The 25674-nt window shown below is 66.8% G+C and carries 23 protein-coding genes; 11 read left to right on the top strand and 12 right to left on the bottom strand.

Going from position 1 to position 25674, the window contains the following annotated elements; all coding sequences use genetic code 11:
- The first annotated feature begins 78 nt into the window (after nucleotides 1-78).
- The 3 genes from ACQR0W_RS10025 to ACQR0W_RS10035 all read left to right on the top strand — a co-directional run bounded on the left by ACQR0W_RS10025 (nucleotide 79) and on the right by ACQR0W_RS10035 (nucleotide 3240).
- Nucleotides 79-564 carry a pyridoxamine 5'-phosphate oxidase family protein gene (locus ACQR0W_RS10025; RefSeq protein ID WP_315825706.1) on the top strand — a complete coding sequence of 162 codons (486 nt, stop codon included), beginning with the start codon at nucleotides 79-81 and terminating at the stop codon, nucleotides 562-564.
- Complete coding sequence (locus ACQR0W_RS10030) at nucleotides 564-782, top strand: hypothetical protein (protein ID WP_316169993.1); 219 nt, start codon at nucleotides 564-566, stop codon at nucleotides 780-782. Before ACQR0W_RS10025 ends, ACQR0W_RS10030 begins: the two co-directional genes overlap by 1 nt.
- A gap of 244 nt (nucleotides 783-1026) precedes the next feature.
- Nucleotides 1027-3240 (top strand): OmpA family protein, encoded by a 2214-nt coding sequence (locus ACQR0W_RS10035; protein WP_316169992.1) that lies wholly within the window; start codon nucleotides 1027-1029, stop codon nucleotides 3238-3240.
- Between the two features lie 242 nt (nucleotides 3241-3482).
- On the opposite strand, the gene argG is transcribed toward ACQR0W_RS10035, so the two are convergent.
- From argG to ACQR0W_RS10060, 5 genes are all read right to left on the bottom strand, one after another.
- Nucleotides 3483-4820, bottom strand: coding sequence for an argininosuccinate synthase (argG, locus tag ACQR0W_RS10040; RefSeq protein ID WP_316169991.1), 1338 nt, complete (start codon nucleotides 4818-4820; stop codon nucleotides 3483-3485).
- A 112-nt stretch (nucleotides 4821-4932) separates the two neighbouring features.
- Nucleotides 4933-5712 carry a phosphatase PAP2 family protein gene (locus ACQR0W_RS10045; RefSeq protein ID WP_315716759.1) on the bottom strand — a complete coding sequence of 260 codons (780 nt, stop codon included), beginning with the start codon at nucleotides 5710-5712 and terminating at the stop codon, nucleotides 4933-4935.
- Nucleotides 5713-5758: 46 nt separating this feature from the next.
- Nucleotides 5759-6244, bottom strand: coding sequence for a hypothetical protein (locus ACQR0W_RS10050; protein ID WP_315716758.1), 486 nt, complete (start codon nucleotides 6242-6244; stop codon nucleotides 5759-5761).
- Between the two features lie 156 nt (nucleotides 6245-6400).
- Nucleotides 6401-7612, bottom strand: coding sequence for a 23S rRNA (adenine(2503)-C(2))-methyltransferase RlmN (gene rlmN / locus ACQR0W_RS10055; RefSeq protein WP_315750541.1), 1212 nt, complete (start codon nucleotides 7610-7612; stop codon nucleotides 6401-6403).
- Nucleotides 7613-7727: 115 nt separating this feature from the next.
- Entirely contained in the window at nucleotides 7728-8339 is a 612-nt protein-coding gene (locus ACQR0W_RS10060; RefSeq protein ID WP_315716756.1) for an invasion associated locus B family protein, read from the bottom strand.
- 262 nt (nucleotides 8340-8601) lie between these two features.
- Here ACQR0W_RS10060 and ACQR0W_RS10065 point away from each other — a divergent pair, with 262 nt between their 5' ends.
- The 3 genes from ACQR0W_RS10065 (at nucleotide 8602) to ACQR0W_RS10075 (ending at nucleotide 12433) form a co-directional block, all read left to right on the top strand.
- On the top strand, nucleotides 8602-9576 hold the full coding sequence (locus ACQR0W_RS10065; RefSeq protein WP_315750543.1) for an NADPH:quinone oxidoreductase family protein: 975 nt from the start codon (nucleotides 8602-8604) through the stop codon (nucleotides 9574-9576).
- 521 nt (nucleotides 9577-10097) lie between these two features.
- Nucleotides 10098-11108, top strand: a complete 1011-nt coding sequence (locus tag ACQR0W_RS10070; protein WP_315716754.1) for a hypothetical protein — start codon at nucleotides 10098-10100, stop codon at nucleotides 11106-11108.
- A gap of 149 nt (nucleotides 11109-11257) precedes the next feature.
- Complete coding sequence (locus tag ACQR0W_RS10075; protein WP_315716753.1) at nucleotides 11258-12433, top strand: TAXI family TRAP transporter solute-binding subunit; 1176 nt, start codon at nucleotides 11258-11260, stop codon at nucleotides 12431-12433.
- Nucleotides 12434-12552: 119 nt separating this feature from the next.
- Here ACQR0W_RS10075 and ACQR0W_RS10080 read toward each other — a convergent pair whose 3' ends face one another.
- Nucleotides 12553-12954: a YkvA family protein gene (locus tag ACQR0W_RS10080; RefSeq protein WP_315716752.1), complete on the bottom strand. Its 402-nt coding sequence runs from the start codon at nucleotides 12952-12954 to the stop codon at nucleotides 12553-12555.
- A gap of 105 nt (nucleotides 12955-13059) precedes the next feature.
- Entirely contained in the window at nucleotides 13060-13407 is a 348-nt protein-coding gene (locus tag ACQR0W_RS10085; protein WP_315825711.1) for a 4a-hydroxytetrahydrobiopterin dehydratase, read from the bottom strand.
- Between the two features lie 330 nt (nucleotides 13408-13737).
- On the opposite strand from ACQR0W_RS10085, the gene ACQR0W_RS10090 reads away from it, so the two are divergent.
- Both ACQR0W_RS10090 and ACQR0W_RS10095 read left to right on the top strand, forming a co-directional pair.
- Nucleotides 13738-15081: a TAXI family TRAP transporter solute-binding subunit gene (locus tag ACQR0W_RS10090; protein WP_315750546.1), complete on the top strand. Its 1344-nt coding sequence runs from the start codon at nucleotides 13738-13740 to the stop codon at nucleotides 15079-15081.
- Nucleotides 15082-15220: 139 nt separating this feature from the next.
- Nucleotides 15221-16792: an alkaline phosphatase D family protein gene (locus tag ACQR0W_RS10095; RefSeq protein ID WP_315716748.1), complete on the top strand. Its 1572-nt coding sequence runs from the start codon at nucleotides 15221-15223 to the stop codon at nucleotides 16790-16792.
- A gap of 45 nt (nucleotides 16793-16837) precedes the next feature.
- Here ACQR0W_RS10095 and ACQR0W_RS10100 read toward each other — a convergent pair whose 3' ends face one another.
- Nucleotides 16838-17212 carry a response regulator gene (locus ACQR0W_RS10100; protein WP_316169988.1) on the bottom strand — a complete coding sequence of 125 codons (375 nt, stop codon included), beginning with the start codon at nucleotides 17210-17212 and terminating at the stop codon, nucleotides 16838-16840.
- A 167-nt stretch (nucleotides 17213-17379) separates the two neighbouring features.
- On the opposite strand from ACQR0W_RS10100, the gene ACQR0W_RS10105 reads away from it, so the two are divergent.
- From ACQR0W_RS10105 to ACQR0W_RS10115, 3 genes are all read left to right on the top strand, one after another.
- The gene (locus tag ACQR0W_RS10105) at nucleotides 17380-18141 is read left to right on the top strand and encodes a Crp/Fnr family transcriptional regulator (RefSeq protein ID WP_315716746.1); all 762 of its coding nucleotides are present in this window, start codon (nucleotides 17380-17382) and stop codon (nucleotides 18139-18141) included.
- 403 nt (nucleotides 18142-18544) lie between these two features.
- The gene (typA, locus tag ACQR0W_RS10110) at nucleotides 18545-20371 is read left to right on the top strand and encodes a translational GTPase TypA (RefSeq protein ID WP_315716745.1); all 1827 of its coding nucleotides are present in this window, start codon (nucleotides 18545-18547) and stop codon (nucleotides 20369-20371) included.
- Between the two features lie 126 nt (nucleotides 20372-20497).
- The gene (locus tag ACQR0W_RS10115) at nucleotides 20498-21742 is read left to right on the top strand and encodes a flavin monoamine oxidase family protein (RefSeq protein ID WP_316169987.1); all 1245 of its coding nucleotides are present in this window, start codon (nucleotides 20498-20500) and stop codon (nucleotides 21740-21742) included.
- A gap of 97 nt (nucleotides 21743-21839) precedes the next feature.
- Here the strand turns inward: ACQR0W_RS10115 and ACQR0W_RS10120 are convergent, their stop codons facing one another.
- From ACQR0W_RS10120 to ACQR0W_RS10135, 4 genes are all read right to left on the bottom strand, one after another.
- Complete coding sequence (locus tag ACQR0W_RS10120) at nucleotides 21840-22724, bottom strand: LysR family transcriptional regulator (RefSeq protein ID WP_316169986.1); 885 nt, start codon at nucleotides 22722-22724, stop codon at nucleotides 21840-21842.
- A 7-nt stretch (nucleotides 22725-22731) separates the two neighbouring features.
- Complete coding sequence (locus ACQR0W_RS10125; RefSeq protein ID WP_409977905.1) at nucleotides 22732-23802, bottom strand: YeiH family protein; 1071 nt, start codon at nucleotides 23800-23802, stop codon at nucleotides 22732-22734.
- Between the two features lie 132 nt (nucleotides 23803-23934).
- Nucleotides 23935-24345, bottom strand: coding sequence for a thiol-disulfide oxidoreductase DCC family protein (locus tag ACQR0W_RS10130; protein ID WP_315750551.1), 411 nt, complete (start codon nucleotides 24343-24345; stop codon nucleotides 23935-23937).
- Complete coding sequence (locus ACQR0W_RS10135) at nucleotides 24345-25670, bottom strand: SDR family oxidoreductase (RefSeq protein WP_316169985.1); 1326 nt, start codon at nucleotides 25668-25670, stop codon at nucleotides 24345-24347. The genes ACQR0W_RS10130 and ACQR0W_RS10135 overlap by 1 nt, the downstream gene beginning before the upstream one ends.
- Between the last annotated feature and the right edge of the window lie 4 nt (nucleotides 25671-25674).

Below are 25674 nucleotides of genomic sequence, written 5' to 3' on the forward strand. Positions count from 1 at the left end.
CGTTCGCTTTCCCCGGGCGCGTCCGGAACATCGGCGCCCCACGCGGCGTTGTCGCCCCTGACATTGAGGGAGCCGACCATGAGCAATGACGACGCGCGCGACCAGGACCGCGTTTGGGACCTGATGAAGAAGATCGGCTTTGCGATGCTGGTCACCCGCGACGGTGACAGGCTGCGGGCACGGCCGATGAGCGCGTATCTCGCGCGCGGCGAGAACATGATCTATTTTCTCACTGACGCGCGGCATCACAAGGACGAGGAGATCGCGCGATCGCCGCAGGTCAATCTGTCGTTCGCGGACGCCGGCAACCAGAAGTACGTGTCGCTCACGGGTACGGCGGCCATTTCCAACGATCGCGGCAAGATCCGGGAGCTGTTCTCGACGCCGGCCAAGGCCTGGTGGGACAGCGCCGAGGATCCGAACATCCGCCTCTTGAAGATCACGCCCGACGACGCCGAATTCTGGGATTCGCCCGGCACGGTCGTGAGCTACGTCAAGATGGCGGCGGCCGCGGTGACAGGCACGCGTCCCGACCTCGGCGACAATCGAAAGGTCGCGATGTGATGCCGATCGAACCGCCAGAGATTCCGCCGGCGACGCCGGGCCGCCCGGTCGAACCGCCGCCGGAGGATCCCGTCGGCAATCCGCAGCCCGACATTCCGCCGCCGGTCTACGAACCCGATGCGCCGGAGCCGCCGCGCGAGCTGCCGGGGCAGACGCCGGACGAAATCCCCGGCCGGGGGCCGCTCGGTCCGACCACACCGAATCCGGCCACGGATTGACCGCGATTGGACGGTCATGATGATCGCCTGCCAGGGGCTTGGTCGCGGGCCGGTCCCGCAGCCCTGCGGCTGCGCCAAGCCCTTGAAAATCAAGGCTGAATAAAACCTGAATGGCGGCCCTGCGGGGGTGGCTTCGCGTCGAAATAAATCCCCCTGCGGATTTGAACTGCGCCACAATCCGGCCTAACGCATACTTGTTGATCTCTCCGTGCTTGAAAAAGATCGTTCCGGGAAAACAAGACACATGAGCAAACTTCGCGTCCTGCTGCTGGCGACGACTGCGCTGTCGGCGATGCAACTAATGAGCTCCGGCTCCCATGCGCAGGGGGCGCCGATGATCGTCGCCCAAGGCCCGGGCGGCGGCGAAGTCGGTCCAGACGGCCGGCCGAAACAGCAGCCGCAGGGGCAGCCGCAGCGACCTGGCCCAGGCGCGCCGCCACCGCATCAGGCTGCGCCTCCGCCGCCTCCCGCGCCGCCGCCGGCCGCTGCTCCACGCCCAGCGCCTCCACCGCCCGCGCCGCCACCGGCAGCGGCCCCGCGTCCCGCACCCCCTCCACCACCGCCTGCTCCGCCGCGGGCCGAGCCGCCGCGTCCGGCGCCCCCACCGCCCCCTCCGCCACGGGCCGAGCCACCACGTCCGGCTGCTCCGCCGCCGCCCCCACCGCCGCCGCGGGCTGAGCCGCCACATTCGGCACCGCCGCCTCCACGGGCTGAGCCGCCTGCACCTCCGCCGGCGCGTCCAGCGCCACCTGTTGCGGCTCCGCCGGTGCATACGCCACCGCCTCCAGCGCCTCCGCCGGGGCCGCCGCGTGAGCCGGCACGTCCTGCGACTCCGCCTGCGCCCCCGCCGACGGCTGCTCCCGCGCGTCCAACGCCGCCCACGCCGCCCGTAGCCACGCCCGCCCCGCCACCTCCGCCGAGTCCGGCACCGAACCTGCGGCCGGGAACGCCGCCGTCAGCCGTGACACCCCCGCCTTCGTCGCCAGCGGCCGGGAACGCGTCGCCGCCTGCGCACTCGCCGGCTCCGTCCGCGGCGCCGTCTCCGCAGCCGACGCCGGCTCCGACTCCTCCGGTTGGCCCCGGGCAGCGGCCGCCGACACAGCCAGGTGCCGGCGCCCCGCCGCCTGGTGCTCCCCAGGGAGCACCCCCGCCACGCGGCGCGCCGACGCCGCCGGCCGGAACCGTCGCGCCTGCTCCGGGAACTCCGCCGGCGCCACCCGCGCCTCCGGCCACCCAGACGCCGTCGCAGCAAGGCACGCCGCCCGCAGCCGGGAGCCCGCCCGGCGGACGTCCGGGGACGCCCCCAGGAGCCCCGGGTGGTCCGCCTCCGGCGGCAGGTCCTGGTGCTGCCGGACCCGGTCCGGGACCCGCCGGCGCGCCGCAGGCCGGTCCTGGCGCTGTGCCGCCCGCCGGCCCCCCGGCCATGTCCAATCGGCCGCCGCCGCAGGTCACTGCGCCCATCCCGGCGCCGCCGCCGCCGACGGCACAGCAGCTCACGCCGATCGCGCCCGGCGCGCCGTTGGCGGGGCCGCAGCGGCTGGACGATTTCCGCGGCCAGCGCCGCGAGGTCCAGGAGGGCGGTCGCACGCTGATCTACGAGCCGGGCCGCGTCATCGTGCGCGATCCGAGCGGTCAGGAGTTCGTGCGTCATGACGAGCTTGAGCGCTTCCGCTACGGCGCGCGGGATATCCGCGTCCAGCAGGAGCGGGGAGAGACGCGCACGGTGGTGATCCGTCCCGACGGTAGCCAGATCGTCACGATCACCGCGCCGGACGGCCGGCTGCTGCGCCGCATCCGCCGCGACATCGGTGGCCGCGAGATCATCATCATCGACAACACCTACCGCGATCCCCAGGCGGTCGGCGGCTTCTACGTCGACCTGCCGCCGCCGGAGATCCGCATCCCCTACAACCGCTACATCGTCGACGCGGATGAGGCCGAGCCGGATGTCATCTACGACACGCTGATCGCGCCGCCGGTGGAACGCGTCCAGCGCCGCTACTCGCTCGACGAGGTCCGCTACTCCCCATCGGTGCGACAGCTGATGCCGTCGATCGATCTCAACACGATTACCTTCGAGACCGGATCGTGGGAGATCAGTCCCGACCAGGTGGCGAAGCTGCAGGTCATCGCCGACGGCCTCAACCAGGCGATCCAGCGCAACCCGCGCGAGGTCTTCCTGATCGAGGGCCACACCGACGCGGTCGGCAACGACACCGACAATCTGTCGCTCTCGGATCGCCGAGCCGAGTCGGCCGCCACCTTGCTCACGCAGCAGTTCGGCGTGCCCGCCGAGAACCTGACCTCGCAGGGTTACGGCGCGCAGTACCTGAAGGAGCAGACGCAGGGGCCGAGCCGCATCAACCGCCGCGTCACGGTCCGCCGCATCACGCCGCTGCTCAATGGCGGCCAGGCCGCCCTGCCGCCGCCACCTCCGGGCGTCGCGCCGCCGCGGTGAGACGCGACTGAGCGAAAATGAAAATGGCCGGGAGCGATCCCGGCCATTTTTGTAAGCGGCAATCCGTTCCGTCCCGTTCGGTGTCGTCCCCGCGAACGCGGGGACCCATACTCACAGGATCCAGTTTTGCGATGGCTGGAGCCGCAGCCGGCTCTCACCGTGTCAGTCGGTGGATATGGGTCCCTGCGTTCGCAGGGACGACAGCGGTGGAGACGGCGCGGATTGCGCTCGACAGCTCCAACTCAGCCCTTGTCGTGGCCGAGCTGGAAGATCTGAGCGCCGTCCGCGCCCGACAGCAGCCCCGTGTCCGAATAGAGCTTCAGCTTGGAGCGGGTGTCGGTGATGTCGAGATTGCGCATCGTCAGCTGGCCGATGCGGTCGGCAGGCGTGAACGCGGCGTCCTCGACCTTCTCCATGCTCAGCCGCTCCGGCTGGTAGGTCAGATTGGGGCTCTCGGTGTTGAGGATCGAGTAGTCGTTGCCGCGGCGCAGCTCCAGGGTCACCTCACCGGTGACGGCGCGCGCCACCCAGCGCTGCGCGGTCTCGCGCAGCATCAGCGCCTGCGAATCGAACCACCGGCCCTGATAGAGCAGGCGACCGAGGCGCATGCCGCTGATGCGGTACTGCTCGATCGTATCCTCGTTGTGGATGCCAGTGACGAGCCGCTCATAGGCGATGTGCAGCAGCGCCATGCCCGGCGCCTCGTAGATGCCGCGGCTCTTGGCTTCGATGATGCGGTTCTCGATCTGGTCGCTCATGCCGAGACCATGACGGCCGCCGATCGCGTTCGCCTCCAGGAACAGCGCCACGGGATCGCTGAAGCTCTGGCCGTTCAGCGCGACCGGCTGACCCTCCTCGAAGCGGACCACGACCGTCTCCGGCTTCACCACGCAATCCTCGCGCCAGAACGGCACGCCCATGATCGGATTGACGATGCGGATGCCGCTGCTCAGGCTCTCGAGATCCTTGGCCTCGTGGGTGGCGCCGAGCAGATTGCTGTCGGTCGAATACGCCTTCTCGGCGCTCATCTTGTAGTCGAAGCCGTTGGCCGTGAGGAAGGCCGACATCTCGGCGCGGCCGCCGAGCTCGTCGATGAACTGCTGGTCGAGCCAGGGCTTGTAGATCTTGAGGCTCGGATTGGTCAGCAGGCCGTAGCGGTAGAAGCGCTCGATGTCGTTGCCCTTGTAGGTCGAGCCGTCGCCCCAGATGTTGACGCCATCCTCCTTCATCGCGGCGACCAGCATGGTGCCGGTGACGGCGCGGCCGAGCGGGGTGGTGTTGAAATAGGTGATGCCGCCGGTCGAGATGTGGAAGGCGCCCGACTGAATCGCGGCGATGCCCTCATGCACCAGCTGAGTGCGGCAATCCACGAGGCGCGCCTTCTCGGCCCCGAAGCTCACCGCCTTGCGCGGGATCTCGTCGTAGTCGGACTCGTCGGGTTGCCCGAGATTTGCCGTGTAGGCAAAGCAACGCGCGCCCTTCTGCTTCATCCAAAGCAGCGCGGCGCTGGTGTCGAGACCGCCGGAAAAGGCGATGCCGACCTTCTCGCCCTTGGGCAGGCTTTTCAGGATCGTGGTCATGGGAGAGTCCAACCGTGTTTGTGGCTGCGCCGTTCAGAAATTCGGGCGCGAATAACAGATTTTGCGTTGCTGGGCACGCCTTTAATGGCGACTGAGGGTGACCGGCCCGCGCTCAGGCTGCGGGGCTGGTATCCGCGGTACGGCGGCCGAACAGCCGGCGCATCAGGCGGAAGCCCGGCCAGGCGAAGCGGGTCAGGGCGGCGTCGATGCCGGCGTCGGTGAGGCGGGTGGACGGCCAGCGGTAGATGTAGCCGTGCAGCAGCCAGATCACGATGAAGGTGACGAGGCCGGCCGCGGCGATGTCGGTGAAGAAATGTCCGCCAAACGCCATCCGCAACACCGAGGTGGCGATGCCGAACAGGACGGCGGCGCCGTAGGCGACGGGCCGGATCGCGGGCGGCGTCAGCGCGGCCGGCGCCAGGGTCCAGAATGCGGTGGCTCCCTCTCCGGAGAAGAACGAGCAGTTGCGGCCGCAGCCGCCGCGCGGATCCCACCACGGCACGAACTGCATGTCGCCGCCGAACTCGGCCACGACAACCGGGCGCGGCCGGCCCCAATAGGATTTGAAGGTGAAGTTGGTGAGCACGCCGGCCGAGAGCGATAAGGTCAGCAGCAGGAACGCCACGGTGCGGCCCTTCACCAGCAGCGGCCGGTCGGGACGGACGAGCTTCACGACGAGCGCAACGATGGACGGCAGCGCGATGCCCCAGGCGACCCACATCGCGGCATCGCGCGCGAACGCAGCATAGCCGTCGAGCTTCACGGGGAAGCTGTGCGTGCGCGGATCGTAGAACAGCGCGGCCAGCTTGAGGTCGAGCTCGGGAAAGACGCCGAACAGCACGCCGATGACGAGCGCGAGCGACAATGCGATGAAGAGGCCGGTCCGGTTCATGGCGCGCGGTTTAGCGAAAGCGGATGGCGATGGAAAGGCCGGCGGCTCAACGTGGCGATCCCGACGGCAATGGCGGCGGTGGCGGCAGGCGCGGCGACGGCTCGCGCCAGCGGCCGGCGTTGCGGCCGGCAATCAGCCAATAGACCAGTCCGCCGACGATGCCGGCCCCGGTCAGGATCTCGAGATGGCGACGCACGATGCCCTCGAACCGGAAGGTCTCGGGATCGAACGGGACCAGGCCGAGATAGCAGGCTGCGCCGACCACGCCGCCGCCGATCGCGTAGGCGAGCACGCTGCGGATCGAGAAAGCCTCGGTGATCAGTGCGATCAGCAGCGCCGGGATCAGCGCGAAGCCCGACACGAAGATGAAGCCGAAGCCGATGATGACCTCGAACGCGCCCTGATCGATCGGGCCGTTGCCGAGATCGGAGAACTCCGGAAACAGGACCGCGGTCACCACGATCAGCCCCGCGAGGAAGCACGCGGCAAGAAACGCGAGCGCGATCACGACGAGACGACCGATCAGCGCCATGGCTTTAGACCCGTATTACCCAAGCGAGGCCCCGCTTTCTTCGCTCGTCATGGCCCGGCATGAGCCGGCCATCCATCTCTCGGTCGATGAATCGATGGCGCCCGGGTCAAGCCCGGGCATGACGATCTCGTTCGGAGATGCAGGCGCGATCAATCATCAATCCGTCATCGCCATCGCGCGCAGTGCCTGACGCTCCCGCGCGGACAGCTTCTCCGTCTCCGACTTCAACTGGCCGCAGGCGGCGAGGATGTCGCGGCCGCGCGGCGTGCGCACCGGCGACGAATAGCCCGCGTTGAAGACGTATTCCGAGAACTTCTCGATCTGCTCCCAGTCCGAGCACTCATACGCCGAGCCGGGCCAGGGATTGAACGGGATCAGGTTGATCTTGGCCGGAATGCCCTTCAGCAGCTTGACCAGCAGCCGGGCGTCGTCGAGCGAATCATTGACGCCCTTGAGCATCACATATTCGAAGGTGATGCGGCGCGCGTTGGATGCGCCGGGATAGTCGCGGCAGGCCTGCAGCAGCTCGGCAATCGGATATTTGCGGTTGAGCGGCACCAGCTCGTTGCGCAGTTCGTCGCGCACGGCGTGCAGTGAGATCGCCAGCATCACGCCGATCTCCTCGCCGGCGCGCTTGATGTTCGGCACCACGCCGGAGGTCGACAGCGTGATGCGGCGGCGGGAAATGCCGATGCCCTCGTTGTCCGAGACGATCAGCAGCGCGTCGCGCACCGCGTCGAAATTGTACAGCGGCTCGCCCATTCCCATCATGACGATGTTGGTGATGAGCCGGTTGCCGAGCGGGGTCTCGCGGTCGGCCCAGTCGTTCAGCCGGTCGCGCGCCACCATGACCTGGCCGACGATCTCGCCGGCCGTCAGGTTGCGCACCAGCCGCTGCGTGCCGGTGTGGCAGAACGAACAGTTGAGCGTGCAGCCGACCTGGGAGGAGACGCAGAGCGTGCCGCGATCGGTCTCGGGGATGTAGACGCACTCGACCTCGTGGGCCTTCTGCAGATTGTCGCCGCTCGGCAGCCGCAGCAGCCATTTGCGGGTGCCGTCGTTGGAGATCTGCTCGGCCACGACCTCGGGACGGTCGACCGTGAAATGTTCGGCCAGCGCGGTGCGTGTGTCCTTCGATACCGATGTCATCTCGTCGAACGACCTGGCGCCCCGGAAATAGATCCAGTGCCACAACTGCTGCACCCGCATCTTCTGCTGGCGCTCTGGCACTCCGACCTGGCCGAGCCTTGCTGCCAGCTCCGCGCGTGACAGGCCGATCAGCGAGGGCTTCGCCGGCGGGACGTAGGTTTCGAGCGGAGTCTTTTCGAGGGGCGCAGAGGAGTCGCGCAGCCCGGCAGTCGTTGCCATGTCGATGGGCCCAAAGTGCTGCCCGGCCGCGGCGGCCGAAGGCGTTCAGCGGGTTTATATAACGATCCGGCCGGCAAATGCGACCCGCCTGACGAGCGGTACCAGCGGCCGCCGTCTACCGGCGGCAATCCTGCGCGATGCGGTCGAGCGCCTGGGCGAGGCCCTTCAGTGAGAACACGTCGGTGGTCTCCGTGCCCTTGGCCGAGACGCCCTTGACCACGGCCTCGGGCGCCTTGCGCATGGCATCGACCATCCGCTCTTCCTCCGCGGCGTTCTTGATCCAAAGTCCGTCGCCCTGGGTATACATGGCATAGGAGGCTCCGCCGACCTCTACCGTGGCGTCGGATCCCGGCTTCAGCGCATAGCCGATCATGATCGAGACCTCGTTGAAGACCTTCTCGGAGGGCCGGGTCGACACGAAGGCATAGGCGGGATCGCGCGGACGGTTGGGCGGATTGGTCTTGGAGGATGTCGGCTTGGCCAGCGCGAAGCAGACCTTCTTGCCGCCGGGCATCGCGGTATAGGCGCCCCAGCCGCCGAACTGTCCGATCAGCGTCGGTTCCGCGCCGCCGATGTTGGGAACGGCCGGCTTCGATTCCGATTTCGGTGCGGCCTTCGGATGCGGAGCTGCGGCCTTTGGCGCGGCGCTCTGTGCCGCTACGAGGCTCGGAGCTCCGAACAGCAGCACGCCGCCGACCAGCGTTGTCAACAATCGCCCGAACAACATGATACGTTGAGTTCCCCCGCGACTTCGTTCCACCAATATTGTGACTGGATAATGGCCCGGAATCGCTGACCGTGGTCGCGATGGATAGCGGCTAAATGCACCGCTTGCAAAGGCCGCAGAGCCGGATTGTCCGGCGCTCCGCGTCCCTGGCGCGGCGCCGCGCAGCTGCCGCGGCCTGATGATGATTGTGGCGCGGCGGCAAATCCGGCATGACGTTCCCAAAGCCGGACCTCGATCCGGCGGCAACGACCAAGGAGCGCCTATGAAAGCCATTCTCTGCTCGCAATTCTGTCAGCCCGACGATCTCGTCCTCACCGAGGTGCCAGATCCGGTGGCCGGTCCCGGCGAGGCCGTGATTGCGATCAAGGCGGCGGCGCTGAACTTCTTCGACATCCTGATGATCCAAGGCAAGTACCAGATCAAGCCGCCGTTCCCGTTCTCGCCGGGTGCGGAGGTCGCGGGTGTCATCGAGAGCGTCGGCGATGGCGTCACCGAACTGAAGGTCGGCGACCGTGTCGTTGCCTCCTGCGGCCACAACGGCGCGCGCGAAAAGATCGCGCTGCCGGCCGCGTCGATCGTCAAGATTCCGGACAATCTCGATTTCGATCGCGCCGCCGGCATCATCATCATCTACGGCACTGCGCTGCATGCGCTGGAGGATCGTGCCAGTCCGAAACCGGGCGAGACGCTGGCCGTGCTTGGCGCCGCCGGCGGCACCGGCCTGGCGGCTTGCGAGCTCGGCAAGCTGATGGGGTTGAAGGTCATCGCCTGTGCCTCTTCGGACGAGAAGCTCGAATTTGCCAGGCAGCACGGCGCGACGCTGACGTTGAACTACGCCAAGGAGGATCTCAAGGAGGGACTGCGGCGGCTCACCGACGGCAAGGGTGCCGACATCATCTTCGATCCCGTCGGAGGCGCCTACGCCGAGGCAGCGCTGCGCTCCATCGCATGGGAGGGCCGATTCCTGGTGATCGGCTTCGCCGCCGGCGACATCCCGAAGATGCCGCTGAACCTCGCGCTTCTGAAGGGCTGTGATATCCGCGGCGTGTTCTGGGGCGCCTGGACCCGACTCAACCCCGCCAAGAACCGCGCCAACCTCGAAAAGCTCGTGCAGTGGACCGCGGAGGGCAAGCTGTCGTCGCACGTCGACCGCACCTTCCCGCTGGCTCAGACCGCCGATGCCTTGAAGGTGCTGGCCGGCCGCCAGGCGATGGGCAAGGTGATCCTGCACCCCTGAGGACGTCGCGCAATGAAGGCCCCCGGGGGGGCTGTACTCCCCGGGATAGCCTCGCCCTGATCCGTGCAACCAAACCGAGCAGTGCCCCGGCTGTTGTGCCGATGGAATGCTCGAGCCGGCCCGGCGTCGCTGTGACATCCGCGCGCTGCGCGGCGGTCGCAAATTTGTTCGGCGGGCTGCCGCGCCGGCGCCACGGATTCGCAACCGGAAGCAGAAAATCCGAAAACGAGCGTTTCTTGGTTAACGCAACCGCGCCACATTATGGCGTGGTTAATTTGAGGCTTGGCCGTTGTTATCACGATGTTTCTAGATTTGGTGCCGTGCGATGTCGCACGTGCGTTGCCACAATCAGATCAAAATGTTTCCAGAATCATGCCGGCTCTCGTCCACTTTTAGTCGGATTCAATTAGTCAATTAGTTGTCGGCAGTGGGGTGCCTCTGGCAATCGTGACGTGTCTCGAGCTTCTGACGGGCTTGGGACCAAAAGTATGTTGCGTGAAGTTGAGATGGGGATGAAGGCCATGGCTGAGCGGACGACGCGCGGGCGTTTCAACAACAGAACTCCTTCGGAGCCTGACTTCAGGCCTTTCCCCGACGAACTCCCTCAGGAGCGCCCCCCGAGCTATCGTTTCGGCCGGTCGACCCAGGATAACTATCCAAACGACGAATCGATGCCGATGTTCCTCTCTGAGTATGAGAGCGGCAACCAGATCGACAGCACGCATTTCGAGGACCAGTGGCCGGAGCGGACCCGCCGCGTCTCGGTCTCGTCCCGGATTCTTCTCGCCGTGGTGGCTGCGGCCGGCGTCGCGGTGCTCTTCGCGCTTGTCACCTCGGATGCGACGCGCGACCTGATCGCCAGTGCCAAGGCTTCCATCATCGGCGCCACGCCGGACCCGACGGCCCCGCCGCAGGCAACCAACACGCAGCTCACCGCGCGCGACATGCAGCTGAACGAGCCGGCGCGACTGCCGCCCGCCGAGCCGCCGGCTGCGGCGGCGCCGGTGCAGACGGCAGCCGTGGCCCCGACGCGTGACGACATCGCCAACGCCTACCAGACAGCGCTGCAGAATCGCAGTGTGACGCAGCCCGCGCCGGTTGCAGCACCACCAAGCTTCGCCACGGCACCGTCAGCGCCGGCCCCGAGCGCGATGGAGCCATCCTCGATCAATTCGCCGGGCGCCGGGTCGGCAATCGTCGCACCCGGCCTCGGCGCCGTGACCGCCGCTCCGCCGCCCGCGCAGGTCCGCCGGCTCGATCCCGACGAACTCGCGGGCATCATGAAACGCGCCAAGAGCCTGCTGGCCGCGGGTGACATCCCGCCGGCCCGACTGCTGCTGGAGCGCGCCGCCGAGGCGCAAGAACCGGCCGCGGCGCTGATGCTTGCCCAGACCTACGATCCCCACGTGCTGGGGACGAAGGACATCCGCAACATCAATGCCGATCCGGCTGCGGCTCGCAACTGGTACCGCCGCGCCGCCCAGCTCGGCTCGGCTGAAGCGCAGCGCAGGCTCGATCAACTGCAGAACTGAACGCTCGTGACGGCAGCGATGCCGCCTCGTTTCATTTTTTTGTTTCACGCGTGATTTTCGAGTCTGTTCATGGGCGATGCCAGGCGAGACCTGGTGCTGCCCGCGTTCCGGCTCGCAAACATGTGCCAGCCTTAGATCAAGGGGGACAGATGCGACGTCTTGTTGGAGCGGCCCTGGCCGCAATGATGATTGCGTGCGGTTTCGCTGCCCACGCCGAGGAAGGCGAGTTCGACCCCGCCAAGGTGAGCGACAGCCTCAAGGCGATCTTCCAGTTCGGCTCGGTGCAGACCAAGCAGGCGCTGAACGCCAATACGGTGACGCTCATCACCGGCACCATTGGCGGCACCTATGTGCAGTTCGGCGCCGATCTGGCCTCGCTGCTCGACGACGGCAACAATCTGCGCGTCCTGCCGATCGTCGGCCGCGGCTCGGTGCAGAGCGTGGCCGACATCCTGTTCCTGCAGGGCGTCGATCTCGGCGTCGTGCGCGCCGATACGCTCGACTACCTCGAGCGCAAGGGTTTCGCCAAGGACATCAAGCGGCAGTTCACCTACGTCACCAAGCTCTACAATGAAGAGATGCAGGTGATCGCGCCGCGCGCGGTGCGCAACCTGCGTGACCTCGAGGGCCGCCGGGTCAGCGTCGACCTGCCGAATGGCGGCACCTTCGTCACGGCGCTGACGGTGTTCGAGCGGCTTGGCCTGCGCGCCAACTTCGCCTACATCGAGCAGCGCATCGCGATGGAGAAGTTGAAGCGCGGCGAGCTCGATGCCGTCATCGTGGTCGGCGGCAAGCCCTACAAGTCGGTCTCGACCTTCGTGAACGACGGCCGCTTCCATCTCGTCAACGTCGACTACGATCGACCGCTGCAGACCGACTATCTGCCGGCGACCCTGACGGCGAAGGACTACCCGAACCTGATCGCCGAGGGCGAGAAGGTCGACACGATCGCGGTGCCGGCCGTGCTCGCCGCCTATAATTGGGCGCCGAACACCGACCGCTATCGCAAGCTCGCGACCTTCGTCGACGCCTTCTTCACCAAATTCCCGGCATTCCAGAATCCGCCGTTCCATCCGAAGTGGAAGGAGGTTTCGCTTTCGGCGCCGCTCGCCGGCTGGCAGCGGCTGCCGTCCGCGAGCAAATGGCTGGAGAGCCATGCCATGGAAGGCGCACAGCGCGACCGCTTCGATGACTTCCTGAAGCAGAGCAGCGCCGGCAGGGCGATGCCGAGCGAGGCCGACCGCGAGGCGCTGTTCAAGCAGTACCAGGCCTGGGAGGCCGAGAAGACCGGCAGCGCCCGCGCCCAGGCGCGCGGCCAGCGCTGAGCTCGTAGCGTTCGACGAAGTCCCATCAAGAGAAAAGCCCCGCGGATGCGGGGCTTTTTGCTGTTGTGCCCTTCCGAGGCGCTGATTGCGGGCGCCCGGCTTGCCGGCCGGAGCCGCCGTCAGCCGATATTCTCGCCGTCAGCGTTCTTGTCTGCCGCCAGCCGCGCGAGTACGGCGCGGGCTGCCGCATGATGGTCGGGCGTGATGTGCGAAGCGACCATGCGGATGGCGGTGGCGAGCACCGCCGCGTCGTCGGTGAAGCCGAGGATGGGCAACACGTCAGGCATGAAGTCGAACGGCACGACGAAGTAGGCGATGGCGCCGAGCAGGGCGACCTGTACGTGCCGGGGTGTCTCCTTGTCGAAGGCGCAATAATACGCTGCAAGCAGCTCCTCGGCGAATGGCAGCCGCGCGACAACCTTCTTGAACTTGATCCAGAAACGACGGCGAAGGGTCTCGCGATCCCGGGCCAGCCGCTCCGCGGGCTCGAAGCCAACGCTGTAGTCGGTCGCATCCGACATGATGTCCGATCTCCGGTTCCCGACGGCGCTGGGGGCGCGGTCCTCGCCCTCGGATGTGGTGATGGCGGCGCCGGCCGCAAGGCGCGTGCCGTCGTCGCCAAGATCTCAGCCGCGCATCGTCGCGGCGATCGCATTCATCGCCTTGGCGAGCGCGATGTCGCGCATGGTCACGCCGCCTGCGTCATGGGTCGTGAGGACCACCTCGACGGTGCGGTAGACGTTGCGCCACTCGGGATGATGGTCAGCCTTTTCAGCGACCAGGGCGACGCGGGTCATGAAGCCGAAGGCTTCGTTGAAGTCTGTGAATGTGAACGTGCGGGCGATGGCCTCACGGCCTTGCGCCTCGGACCAGCCGGGAAGCTCCCGCAAGGCGGTGGCGCGTGCCTCCGCCGACAATGGTTGCGGCATCTCGATCTCCTCTTGTGGTGCAATCGACCGGACACGCGGCGGCATCCGGGTGATTGCGGGGCTACCTCCGGCTGGATCGCGCCGGTGTCCGGTTGCCAAGACTAACCGAAAACGCATCCCGATCAGAGCCTTGTCACAGGCGCGATGCCGGAGGCGCTTGTAACTGCCCCGATCCTCCGGCGACTGGTGCGATGGTAACCATGACGCAGATGTCACCCCGGGCGGACAAGAAATTTGCTACAGTTCGGCTCTATTGAAGGACGACGTGGCCAGACGAAGCCGCCTGTGGCATCGCCCGGGCCTGGGACCACCGGAGGACGGGATCTGGTAGATACTCAGACCACGCCAGCGCAGCGCTCACGGATGCGCCCTGCCGTGTTCATCGTCATCGCCGGGATCCTTGCGGTCGTCGGCGCTTTGACGGGGGCCTACTATTTTGCGATGCGTCCCGTGGTGCTCAAGATCGCGGTCGGTCCGCCCAACAGCGACGACCTGAAGGTCGTCCAGGCCCTGACCCAGGCCTTTTCCCAGTCGCACGCCTCCGTCAGGCTGCGGCCGGTTCCGACCGAGGGCGCCGCACAGAGCGCGCAGGCGCTGGCCGCAGGCAAGGTTGATCTCGCGATCGTCCGGGGTGACCTCGAGGTCCCAAAGAACGCGCAGGCCGTGGCGACGCTGCGCAAGAACGTCGCCGTGCTCTGGGTGCCTCCGGGCGGCAAGGGCAAGGGTCGCAAGGGCGCCAAGATCACCAAGATCTCCCAGCTCGCGGGCCACAAGGTCGGCATCATCGGTCGGACCCCGGCGAACGCCAATTTGCTGAAGGTGATCCTGCATCAGTACGGCGTCGACGCCAGCAAGGTCGAGATCGTCCAAGTCCCGATCACCGAGGCCGCCGAAGCCGTGCGCAACCAGCGGGCGGACGTCTATCTTGCGGCCGGACCCATCAATAGCAAGATCACGGCGGATGCGATCGCCGCTGCTACCAAGGACGGCGGCACGCCGACCTTCCTGGCGATCGATTCGGCCGAAGCGATCGCGCAGAACCACCCCGAATATGAATCGACCGAAATTCCCGCCGGCGCGTTTGGCGGCTCGCCCGATCGTCCCGAGGACGAGGTGAAGACCATCAGCTTCAACCACCACATCGTGGCGCGCAAAGGCCTGTCGGATTCGACCGTGTCCGCGTTCACCCATCAGCTTTTTTCGGTGCGCCAGCAATTGCTGTCGGAGTTCCCGCTGGCTGCCAAGATCGAGACCCCCGACACCGACAAGGACGCCGCGATTCCGGCGCATCCCGGCGCGGCGGCGTTCATCAACGGCGAGGAGAAGACATTCCTCGACCGCTACAGCGACTACATCTGGTGGGGCCTGATGGCGCTTTCGGCGATGGGTTCGGCCGGTGCGTGGTTCGCCGGCTATCTCAAGCGCGACGAACGCACCATCAACACCTCGCTGCGCGATCGTCTGCTGGAGATGATCACGATCGCGCGCAAGAGCGATTCGACCGAGGAGCTCGACCAGCTGCAGAGCGAGGCCGACGAGATCCTGCGCAACACGCTGACCTGCTTCGAGGACGGTGCAATCGAGCACGCGGCGTTGACCGCGTTCAACATCGCGCTCGAGCAGTTCCACAACGCGGTGGCCGATCGCAAGCTCATCCTGATGAGCATGCCCGCCAATCTGCAGCGAACCGGCGCGCAGTTGCGTGCCGCCGGCACCTGAGGGCGGACGATGTTCGCCCTGCGGCCGCGTCACGCGCTGTCCACGGCGCGATTGTAATTCCAGCGTCATCAATCTTTTCTAGGTCTGCCGGGCCGTGGCTCGCGCCGGCTCCCGCGCGCGATCCGACCAGGAGATCCGCATGACGCTTCGCATTCCTCGACCGCACACCGCCCTGTCCCGCCGCCGCTTCCTGTCGACGGCCGCCGCAGCCGGCGTCACGACGCTGGCGATGCCCTATCTGAGCCGCGCCGCCGACCGGCCGCAGATCACGCATGGCGTGCAGTCCGGCGACGTCGGCATGGATGGTGGCGTGGTCTGGGCGCGCGCCGACCGGCCGTCGCAGATGCTGGTCGAGGTGGCGACCACCGAATCGTTCAAGGACGCGCGTACGCTGCCTCCGATTGCCGCGCTTCCGGAAAGCGACTTCACGGCCAAGATGCTGATCGACGGCCTTCCGAGCGGCCAGGACATCTTCTACCGTGTCAAGTTCCGCGACCTGTCGCATACCGCGGTCGAAAGCGAGGCCGTGGCCGGCCGCTTCCGCACCGCGCCAGGCAACAAGCGCGACGTCTCGTTCGTCTGGGGCGGCGACGTGGCGGGGCAGGGCTGGGGCATCAATCCCGATGATGGCGGCATGTTCACCTTCTCGACGATGAAGAAGCACCGCCCGGACTTCTTCCTGCACTCCGGCGACACCATCTACGCCGACGGTCCGATCAAGTCCGAGGTGAAGCTGCCGGACAACAAGGTGTGGAAGAACCTCACCGTGGAAGAGAAGGCCAAGGTCGCCGAGACGCTCGACGAATTTCGTGCCGCCCACAAATACAATTTCCTCGACGAGAATGTTCGCGCCTTCAATGCCGAGGTGCCGATCTTCGTGCAGTGGGACGATCACGAGGTCACCAACAACTGGTCGGCCTCCAAGGAGCTGCCCGCCGCCTACAAGGAGCGCAACATCCAGTTGCTCGCGGCCCGCGCGGCGCGCGCCTTCCACGAGATGTATCCGATGCGCGAGAGCATCATCGAGCCGGGCCGAGTCTATCGCACCATCAACTATGGCCCGCATCTCGACGTGTTCGTGCTCGACGAGCGCAGCTACCGCGGCGCCAACGGTCCCAATCTCGAGGACAAGTATGGTCCGGCGTCCTACTTCATCGGGCCGGAGCAGATGCGCTGGTTGAAGCAGGCGCTGCTCAATTCCCGCGCGACCTGGAAGGTGATCGCCTCCGACATGCCGCTCAGCATCATCGTCTATGACGACGCGGCCAACAAGAAGGGCTCGGAAGCCATCGCCCAGGGTGACGGCCCGGCGCGCGGCCGCGAGCTCGAGATTGCCGAGATCCTGCGCTTCATCAAGACGGCGCCGATCCAGAACACGGTGTGGCTGACGGCGGACGTGCATTACGCGGCCGCGCATTATTACGATCCGAACAAGGCGCAGTTTCAGGACTTCGAGCCGTTCTGGGAGTTCGTCTCCGGCCCGCTGCATGCCGGCACGTTCGGTCCGAACGAGCTCGACAACACCTTCGGCCCCGAGGTGCGCTTCATCAAGGCGCCCGGCCTCGACAAGCAGAATCTGCCGCCGTCGGCCGGCATGCAGTTCTTCGGCCACGTCAAGATCGAAGGCGCCACGGGCCAGATGACCGTGACCCTGCGGGATCGCGCCGACGTCGCGCTGTGGTCGACCACGCTCGATCCGAAGCTCGGCTGAGGTCTCGTTGTTCGGCGGCAAGACGATCGCGTGCGGCGACGGCAACTAATCGCGTCGCCGCAGCACCGCCTCCAGCGCCTCGGTCGGGCAAGGCTTCGGCAGCCGCGGCCGGTCGGCGAATGCGGCCGGCACGCGGTCGGCGCCATAGCCGGTCGAGAATGCGAAGGGAATGCCGAGCGCCGTCAGCCGCTCGGCAATCGCAAAGCTCTTTTCGCGGACCAGGCCGACATCGAGCAGCGCGAATTGCGGGACGCGCTCGGCGATCATGGCGAGGGCGGTTGCGACGTCGGCTGCGATCCTGATGTCGGGAACGCCGAGGTCGGTGATCGTGTCTTCCAGTCCGAGTGCAATGATGGGGTCGTCTTCGACGACCAGCACATGCTGATAGAACTCGGGCACGCCTGATTGCGAGCTGGTCATGGGATCTGCGGGTTCCAGGATGAGGGATGGACCCCGCGGCCGGCGCCTCCTCTCGAGCGCGCTGGCGGGTTCCTGGAACCAAGGCAGCATATCAGAGTTCCTGTGTCGGTGCACTTGTGAACACAAGGTGCACGGATCACGCACATGCGTTGCGCACGGGGATGACGATGCTGAGCCAAGGTGTGACCACGCTGAGCCGGGAGCGGCCCTACAACAACCTGCTGCGGCGGCTCAGTCCGGCCGACTACGCGCTGATCTCGCCGTATCTGGTGGAGGACGAGGCAACGCCGAACGAGCTGCTCTACAGTCCGGGTGACGACGTCCAGATCGTGCATTTTCCCTGCGGGCCGGCGCTGACGTCCTATCTCGTTCCCAATGAGGATGGCCGCGACGTCGAGACCATCCTGGTCGGCCGCGAGGGCGCCGTCGGCGGGATCGTCAGCGAAGGCTTCCTGCCGGCCTACACACGGATCGTCGTCAAGTTCGGCGGCCCGTTCGCACGGCTGCCGCTGTCCCGCCTGGCGGCCGCCAAGCTGCAATCCAAGACGCTGCGCAACGTGTTCGCGCGCTACGCCGATTGCATGCTGGCACAGATGTTCCAGTCGACCGCCTGCAACGCAATCCATTCGATCGAGCAGCGGACGGCGAAGTGGATCGTGGCCGCGATGGACCGTACCGATGGCGAGCCGATCGTGCCGCTGACGCATGAGCAGCTGGCAACGCTGCTGGGCGTCGGCCGCAGCTACGTCAGCCGGGTTGTCCAGACCTTCAGGGCCGAGGGCATTCTCGAAACCCGCCGCGGCGCCTTCATGGTGCGGGACTTCGACGCGCTGAAGCGCCGCTCCTGCCTGTGCAACGAGGCCGTGAAGACCCATTTCGAAGAGGTCCTGCGCGGCGTCTATCCGACCGAGCAGGCCGCGGCGGGCTGAGCCTGCAGGCGCCATTGACGTCCCGCGTACAGACTCCAGCCAACCGCGTTGGCTGTCAGCGCTGGTCCTCGTGGGATTGCCGGTCGGAGTGGTTGATCTTGTCTTCTCCCGCGCCTCCCGGAGGCGCGTGGCGGCGGAGGCGTTAGCCAGCCGCTCGGAAACCGCTCCCCGTTCCTGAAAGCAGTCATTGTTTTTTGGCATTTTCTGCCTATATTGCGCCGCAACGCGTGAGGTCTGCCCGGTCGATTGGCCGGGCTTCCTATTTGGGGCTGCCGGCCCCTGCCGCCGAACGAGTTTCGCGAGCGCGCGTCGCAAAGCTAACAGCTTGATTCGACTATAACAAAGCGCGCGCCCCGCCGGGGACAGAGCACGGGCTCTTGAGAAAGCTTAGAAGACACCGACCATGAATCTTCGCAACATCGCCATCATCGCCCACGTCGACCACGGCAAGACCACCCTGGTTGACCGTCTCCTGCAGCAGTCGGGTACCTTCCGCGAGAACCAGAAGGTCGCCGAGCGCGCCATGGACTCGAACGATCTGGAGCGCGAGCGCGGCATCACCATCCTGGCCAAGGCCGCCTCGGTGCAGTGGAAGGACACCCGCATCAACATCGTCGACACTCCCGGCCACGCCGATTTCGGCGGCGAGGTCGAGCGCATCCTGAACATGGTGGACGGCGCCCTGGTGCTGGTCGACGCCGCCGAGGGCCCGCTGCCGCAGACCAAGTTTGTGGTCTCCAAGGCGCTCAAGGTCGGCCTCAAGCCGATCGTCGTCATCAACAAGGTCGACCGTCCTGACGCCCGTCCGACCGAGGTCATCAACGAGGTGTTCGACCTGTTCGCCGCGCTCGACGCGTCCGAGGAGCAGCTCGACTTCCCGATCCTGTACGGCTCGGCCAAGCAGGGCTGGATGGCCGAGAGCCCGGAAGGTCCGAAGGACGCCGGGATGCAGCCGCTGTTCGACCTGGTGCTGCGCCATGTGCCGGCGCCGTCGGTCGAAGAGGGGCCGTTCCGCATGATCGGCACCATCCTGGAGGCCAACAACTTCCTGGGTCGCATCATCACCGGCCGCATCACCTCGGGCAGCATCAAGCCCAACCAGGCCGTGAAGGTGCTGAACGCCGAGGGCAAGGTCGTCGAGCAGGGCCGTATTTCCAAGATTCTCGCGTTCCGCGGCATCGAGCGCGTGCCGCTCGACGAGGCCGAGGCCGGTGACATCGTCGCCATCGCGGGCCTGACCAAGGGCACCGTCGCCGACACGTTCTGCGATCCCTCGGTCGAGACTCCGCTCCCGGCGCAGCCGATCGACCCGCCAACCGTGTCGATGTCCTTCATCGTCAACAACTCGCCGCTGGCGGGCACCGAAGGCGACAAGGTCACCAGCCGCATGATCCGCGACCGCCTGCTGCGCGAGGCCGAGGGCAATGTCGCGTTGCGCGTCGTCGAATCCGCCGACAAGGACGCCATGGAAGTGTCGGGCCGCGGCGAATTGCAGCTCGCGATCCTGATCGAGACCATGCGCCGCGAAGGCTTCGAGCTGTCGGTGTCGCGTCCGCGCGTGGTGCTGCAGAAGGACGAGGCCACCGGCGCGTGGCTGGAGCCGATCGAGGAGGTCGTGATCGACGTCGACGAGGAGCATTCCGGCGTCGTCGTGCAGAAGATGAGCGAGCGCAAGTCCGAGATGATCGAGATGCGCCCGTCCGGCGGCAACCGCCTGCGGCTGGTGTTCTACGCGCCGACCCGCGGCCTGATCGGCTATCAGGGCGAGCTGCTCACGGACACCCGCGGCACCGCGATCATGAACCGCCTGTTCCACGGCTATGCTCCGTTCAAGGGCGAGATCGCCGGCCGCCGCAACGGCGTCTTGATCTCCAATGACCAGGGCGAGGCGGTGGCCTACGCGATGTTCAAGCTGGAGGACCGCGGCCCGATGATGATCGAGCCGGGCTGGAAGGTCTATCGCGGCATGATCGTCGGCGAGCACACCCGCGACAACGATCTCGAGATCAACGTCTTGAAGGGCAAGCAGCTCACCAACATCCGCACCACGTCAAAGGACGAGGCAGTCCGCCTGACGCCGCCGATCAAGATGACGCTGGAAAAGGCGCTCGCCTATATCGAGGACGACGAGCTGGTCGAGGTCACGCCGAAGTCGATCCGGCTGCGCAAGAAGCATCTCGATCCGAACGAGCGCAAGCGCGCCGAGAAGCAGAAGGAAGCGGTGGCGTAATTTCCGCCCTCCATTCTCAAATGCGTCATGGCCGGGCTTGTCCCGGCCATCCACGTTTTGGGGCTTGCGAGGACGACGTGGATGCCCGGCACAAGGCCGGGCATGACGACGGAGTTGGATGAGCCAATGTCTTTCCCATCCTCCATCGACATCGCCATCATCGGCGCGGGTGCCGCGGGCCTCGGCGCCGCACATGCGCTGCAGGACAAGGGCGTCTCGTTCATCGTCCTGGAGGCCCGCGACCGCATCGGCGGGCGTGCCCGCACCATCATGGCTTCGCCTGATGTCACGTTCGATCTCGGCTGCGGCTGGCTTCATTCGGCCGATCGCAATTCGTTCGTCGCCATCGCCGAGCGGCTTGCTTTCACTATCGACACCAGTCGGCCGCCCTGGCGCGACCAGGCCTATGACGCGGCATTTCCGCGCGACGAGCGTGAGGAGTTCTTGCGGGCGCTGGAGGCGTTCTTTACGCGCACCGCAGAGGCCGCCAAGAGTGGCCGAGATGCCCCGGCGAGCATCTGCCTGGAGCCTGGCAATCGCTGGAACGGCATGATCGATGCGATCTGCACCTATCTCAACGGCTGCGAGCTCGACCAGATGTCGCTGCTCGACTTCGATGCCTATGAGGACACCGAGCTGAACTGGCGCGTTCGCCACGGCTATGGCGCGCTGGTCGCCGCCTATGGCGGGGGCCTGCCGATCGCCATGAGCTGCAACGTGACCCTGATCGATCACGGCGACACGCGCATCCGCCTGACGACCTCACAGGGCACGCTGACGGCCGACAAGGTCATCGTCACCGTGCCGACCAGTCTCATGGCCGACGAAACGCTCCGCTTTTCGCCGGCCCTGCCGAGCAAGGTCGAAGCCGCCGCTGGCCTGCCGCTCGGTCTCGACAACAAGGTGACGCTGGCGCTCGACGGCTGGGAGCACCTGCCGAGGGATTCGGGCATGCGCGGCCGAAGCCACACCGCGCGGGTCGGCAGCTTCCAGCTGCGCCCGTTCGGCCAGCCCTGCATCGAAGGCTTTTATGGCGGCAGCTTCGCCCGCGAGATCGAGGCGGCGGGCGAGGGGGCCTTGGCGGCGCAGGCGATCGACGACATCGCGGCCCTGCTCGGCAACGACATCCGCAACAGCCTCCGTCCGCTCGCCGAGTCCCGCTGGGGCGCCGACCCGTTCGCGCGCGGCGCCTATTCGCATGCACTGCCTGGACATGCCGACAAGCGCGCCGTGCTGGCCGCGCCGGTTGATGATCGGCTGTTCTTCGCCGGCGAGGCGACGCCCTTGGATTTCTTCTCGACCGCCCATGGCGCGCGCGACAGCGGCGAGCGCGCGGCGCGGGAAGCTCTGGCGTCATTAACCAGGCGCTAGTCCATCGATCGTCATTGCGAGCGCAGCGAAGCGGTCCAGACTGTCACCGCGGTGGGATTTCCGGATCGCTTTCGCTGCGCTCGCGATGACGTGCCGATCAATACGTCTCCTCCACCATCCGCAGAAACTCCCGTGCGGCCTGTGTCTGGTGATGCTCTTTGTGGCGCAGGCTGTAGAAGTGCCGCTTGGGCAGCTCGATGTTGGCGACGGCGAGCAGCCCGGCCTTGACGGCGCGCATGACCACGAGGCGCGACAGCACCGTGACGCCGGCGCCGGCTTCGACGGCGCCGCGCACGGCCTCGTTGGACGGCAGGTCGAACACCACATCGAGCTCGGCCGGGGTGATTCCGAAGCGGCCAAGCGCTGTTTCGAGCGCGGCGCGCGTGCCGGAGCCCTGCTCGCGCAACACCCAGCGCGCCGTCTTCAGGTCGCCGGTTGTCACTGACCTTCCGCGGCACAGCGGATGATCGATCGGACCGACCAGCACCATGTTGTCCTGCGCGACCGGCTGAACCGTGAGCACGGGATCGTCGACATCGCCCTCGATGAAGCCTAGATCGGCAGAGCCCTCGCGGACCTGGGTCGCGACCTGCTCGGTATTGCCGATCGACAGCTGCAGCCTGATCGCCGGATGCGCGGCACTGAAGCGGTGAATGAAGGCCGGCAGCCAATAGCCCGCGATGGTCTGGCTGGCCGCCAGCGCCAGCTGCCCGCGCTTCAGGCCGGCGAGATCGTTCAGCACGGTCTCGGCGGCGGCCGCGCGCGCCAGCACCGCCTTTGCTTCGACGAGAAACGCCTTCCCGGTCGCCGTGAGCACGATGCGGCGTCCGACGCGATCGAACAGCCTGGTCTCGTAGCGCGCTTCGAGCGCGGCCACGGCCGCCGATGTCGCCGACTGGGTTAAATTGAGGTCGCGCGCCGCCTGGGTGACGTGCTCGCGGGTCGCGACCGCAACGAAGATCCTGAGCTGTTCGAGCGTCACAAGCGTCCTATGTGGTGAGCTTCACCAGGGCCAGGCTGAAGCCTGCGATGAACAGGAAGGCGAGCAGGCCCAGCGCCAGCGGCCGCAGGCCCTTGGCCTTGAGCTTGGCGAAATCCGTTTCCAGTCCCATCGCGGCCAGTGCCATCGACAGCAGGAACGTGGTCGCCGTCACGATCACGGTCTTCATCTCGGCGGGAATGCTGATCACGCTGTTGAGGCCGACCAGCGCGATGAAGCCGAACACGAACCAGGGCAGTGGCGGCTGCGCATTGCCTCGGGTCTCGCCGCCATGGCGCGCACGCCGCGTTGCCAGCAGGCCGAGCGTGAGCACGACCGGCGCCAGCAGCATCACGCGGGCGAGCTTGGCGATGGTGCCGAACTCGCCGGCCTGCTGGCCCTGCTGAAACGCGGCCGCGACCACCTGGGCGATCTCGTGAATGGAGGCGCCGCTCCACAGGCCGAAGGCGTGCGCGTCGAGATGCAGCAGCGCCGGAAGCAGCGGATAGATGAACATTGCGATCGAGCCGAACACCGTGACGCAGGCCACCGCATAGGCGACGTCCTCGTCATGGGCGCGCGTGACCGTGTTGGTCGCGATCACGGCGGACGCACCGCAGATCGAGGTGCCCGCGGCGATCAGCTCCGCCAGCTTGCGATTGACGCCGAGCAGCTGTCCCATCCACACCGTGAACAGGAAGGTGCCGGTGAGGCTCAGCGCGATCACGGCGAGACCACGCGCGCCGACCTCGACGATCTGCGTCGCCGTCAGTTGCAGGCCCAGCAGGATGATCGCCAGCCGCAGTACGCGACGCATGGAGAAGGCGACGCCGGGCTTGGCCCGCGCCGGTGTGCCGACCACGTTGTGCAGCGCCATCCCTGCCACGATCGCCAGGATCATCGGGCTGAACAGGCCGAGGCCCGGCAGCAGGCGCAGCCCGAAGGCGCCGGCCGCGAGCGCCGCGGACAGCGCGAGCCCGGGCAGCAGCGTCGGTGCCGCCGGCGTCGCGGGCGCGTGCGCAGGTCGATGATGAATGGCAACGGGCGCATCGGCGATCAGATCGTGCGAGGGGGCAGCCATGGAAATCTCTCCCAAACCAAGTGCGAGGAAGAGAATTTCATGCTGCGAACAATCGATCCAACAGATTATATCGCACGTATCATTCGATTCAATCGATTAATCGCCCACTGCCGCATCTCGCCGCCGACCGGATCACGACTCCAGCACCCGCTTGCGCAGCTCGGCATCCGGCACGAAGCAGGATTCGTATTTGCCGAAGATGTGGTAGCGGTTGCGTGCGACCACGCCATAGACCGCATCGCGCAGCGGCTTCGGAATGGCGCGCAGCGCGCGCGTCCAGCCCCAGCCCGGCAGGTTCGACAATACGGTCAGCGCAGCATCGGATTTCAGATGCGCCTTGCCGCCATGCACGACCGCGTTGGTGTCGGGGTCCTGGGGATCGATGTCGAAGGCCTGTGCCAGCCGGGTGCCGTAGGGCGACTGGATCGGCGTGAAGCGGAAGCGCCTGGCGGTGTCGCGCGCGATCACGAACTGCACCCAGCGGGAGCAGAACACGCAGACGCCGTCGTAGAGGATCACGTCATCGTCGGGCCAGTTGGTCATCAGCGATTGTCCATCATGAGCAGCGCGACCAGCATCAGCACGATCGCAGGTCCCGTCTTCACCAGGGCGCCGAGCGGCTCGAGCCAGAGATCGGGCGTGAGGATCGCGCAGCCGAGCATGTAGCCGAGCGAGACGAGGATGCCGGCGGCGAGCCCGAATGTTGCGGTTCTGCGGAACGCGATCAATAGGCCGACCGAAATGTCCATCATGCTGGTGATCGCCGCGAACGGAATCGCAAAGCCTTCCGGCCAGCCGCGCGTGGTCAGGACCGCCGTGGTCGCCGGGAACGAGACGAACAGTGCAATCGACCCCGATGTGACCCAGAACAGCACGAGGCTCGCGATGATCAGTGCCTTGATCAGGAACAGCCGCGCGAACCATTTGTCCTGAATGGTGGCGCCACGCACGCCGACGGCGTCCAGCGTCGTGGGGGTGATGCCGGTTGCCGCGACCCATGGTGCGGGATCGCCGTGCACCCCGCGGCGAAGCTCGGCGATCGCGGTGGTGCGCATCGGCGGCATCCAGCCGAGCCGGCTGCAGAGGTCACCGGCGAAAGCGCCGAGATTGATCAGTGGTGCGGGCGCGGCAACGCGCGGCCAATCCGTCGTGCCGAAACTGCGCCGAAACGCATCGACGACGTCGCCAAGCGTCACCGCCTCGGGCTGCATCAGGTCCCAGCTCACCGCGCGCGTCGCCTCGTCATCGATCGGCCGCATCGCGAGCCAGGCGATGGTCGCGGCGATGTCCGCCACCGCCACCGGCTGGAACGGCGTCGCCGCATCCCTCGCCGGCAGGTCGACCGGAAGCGCCGCGAGCGCGCGGACCATCGCGCTGCCGCCATAGGCCGATGGCGCGATCACGAAGCCCGGGCGCAGGATGGCGTAGGGAATGTCTGAGGATGCAATCAACTGCTCCGCCTCGCGCTTGGTGGTGGCGAAGGCGGTGCGATCCTGATCGGCCGCGCCGGGGATCGAGATGTGGATGAAGCGCACGCGACGGCCGCAGGCCGTGATCGCTGCGAGTAGGCGCGCGACGAACTCACGATGCACGGCAGCGGTATCGCTGCCCGGACCATCCTGCAGCACGCCGAGGCAGTTGACGACGACGTCGATCTCGTGGGCGCGGATCAGGCTCGCCAAAGCCGGCGCGTCGAGCGCCATGATCGGCAGCTCGATGTCGAACGGCGACGTGCGTTGCGATGGCGAGAACGCGCGCGCGACGCCGACCGTCGCACAGCCGCGCTGGCGCAGATCGTCGGTGATGAAGCGCCCGATCAGGCCGGAGGCGCCAAGCACGAGGATGCGGGGGGTGGTCGACGTGATCATGCGC

It is taken from the genome of Bradyrhizobium sp. HKCCYLRH1034 (assembly GCF_051168375.1).
In the GTDB taxonomy this organism is placed as follows: Bacteria; Pseudomonadota; Alphaproteobacteria; order Rhizobiales; family Xanthobacteraceae; genus Bradyrhizobium.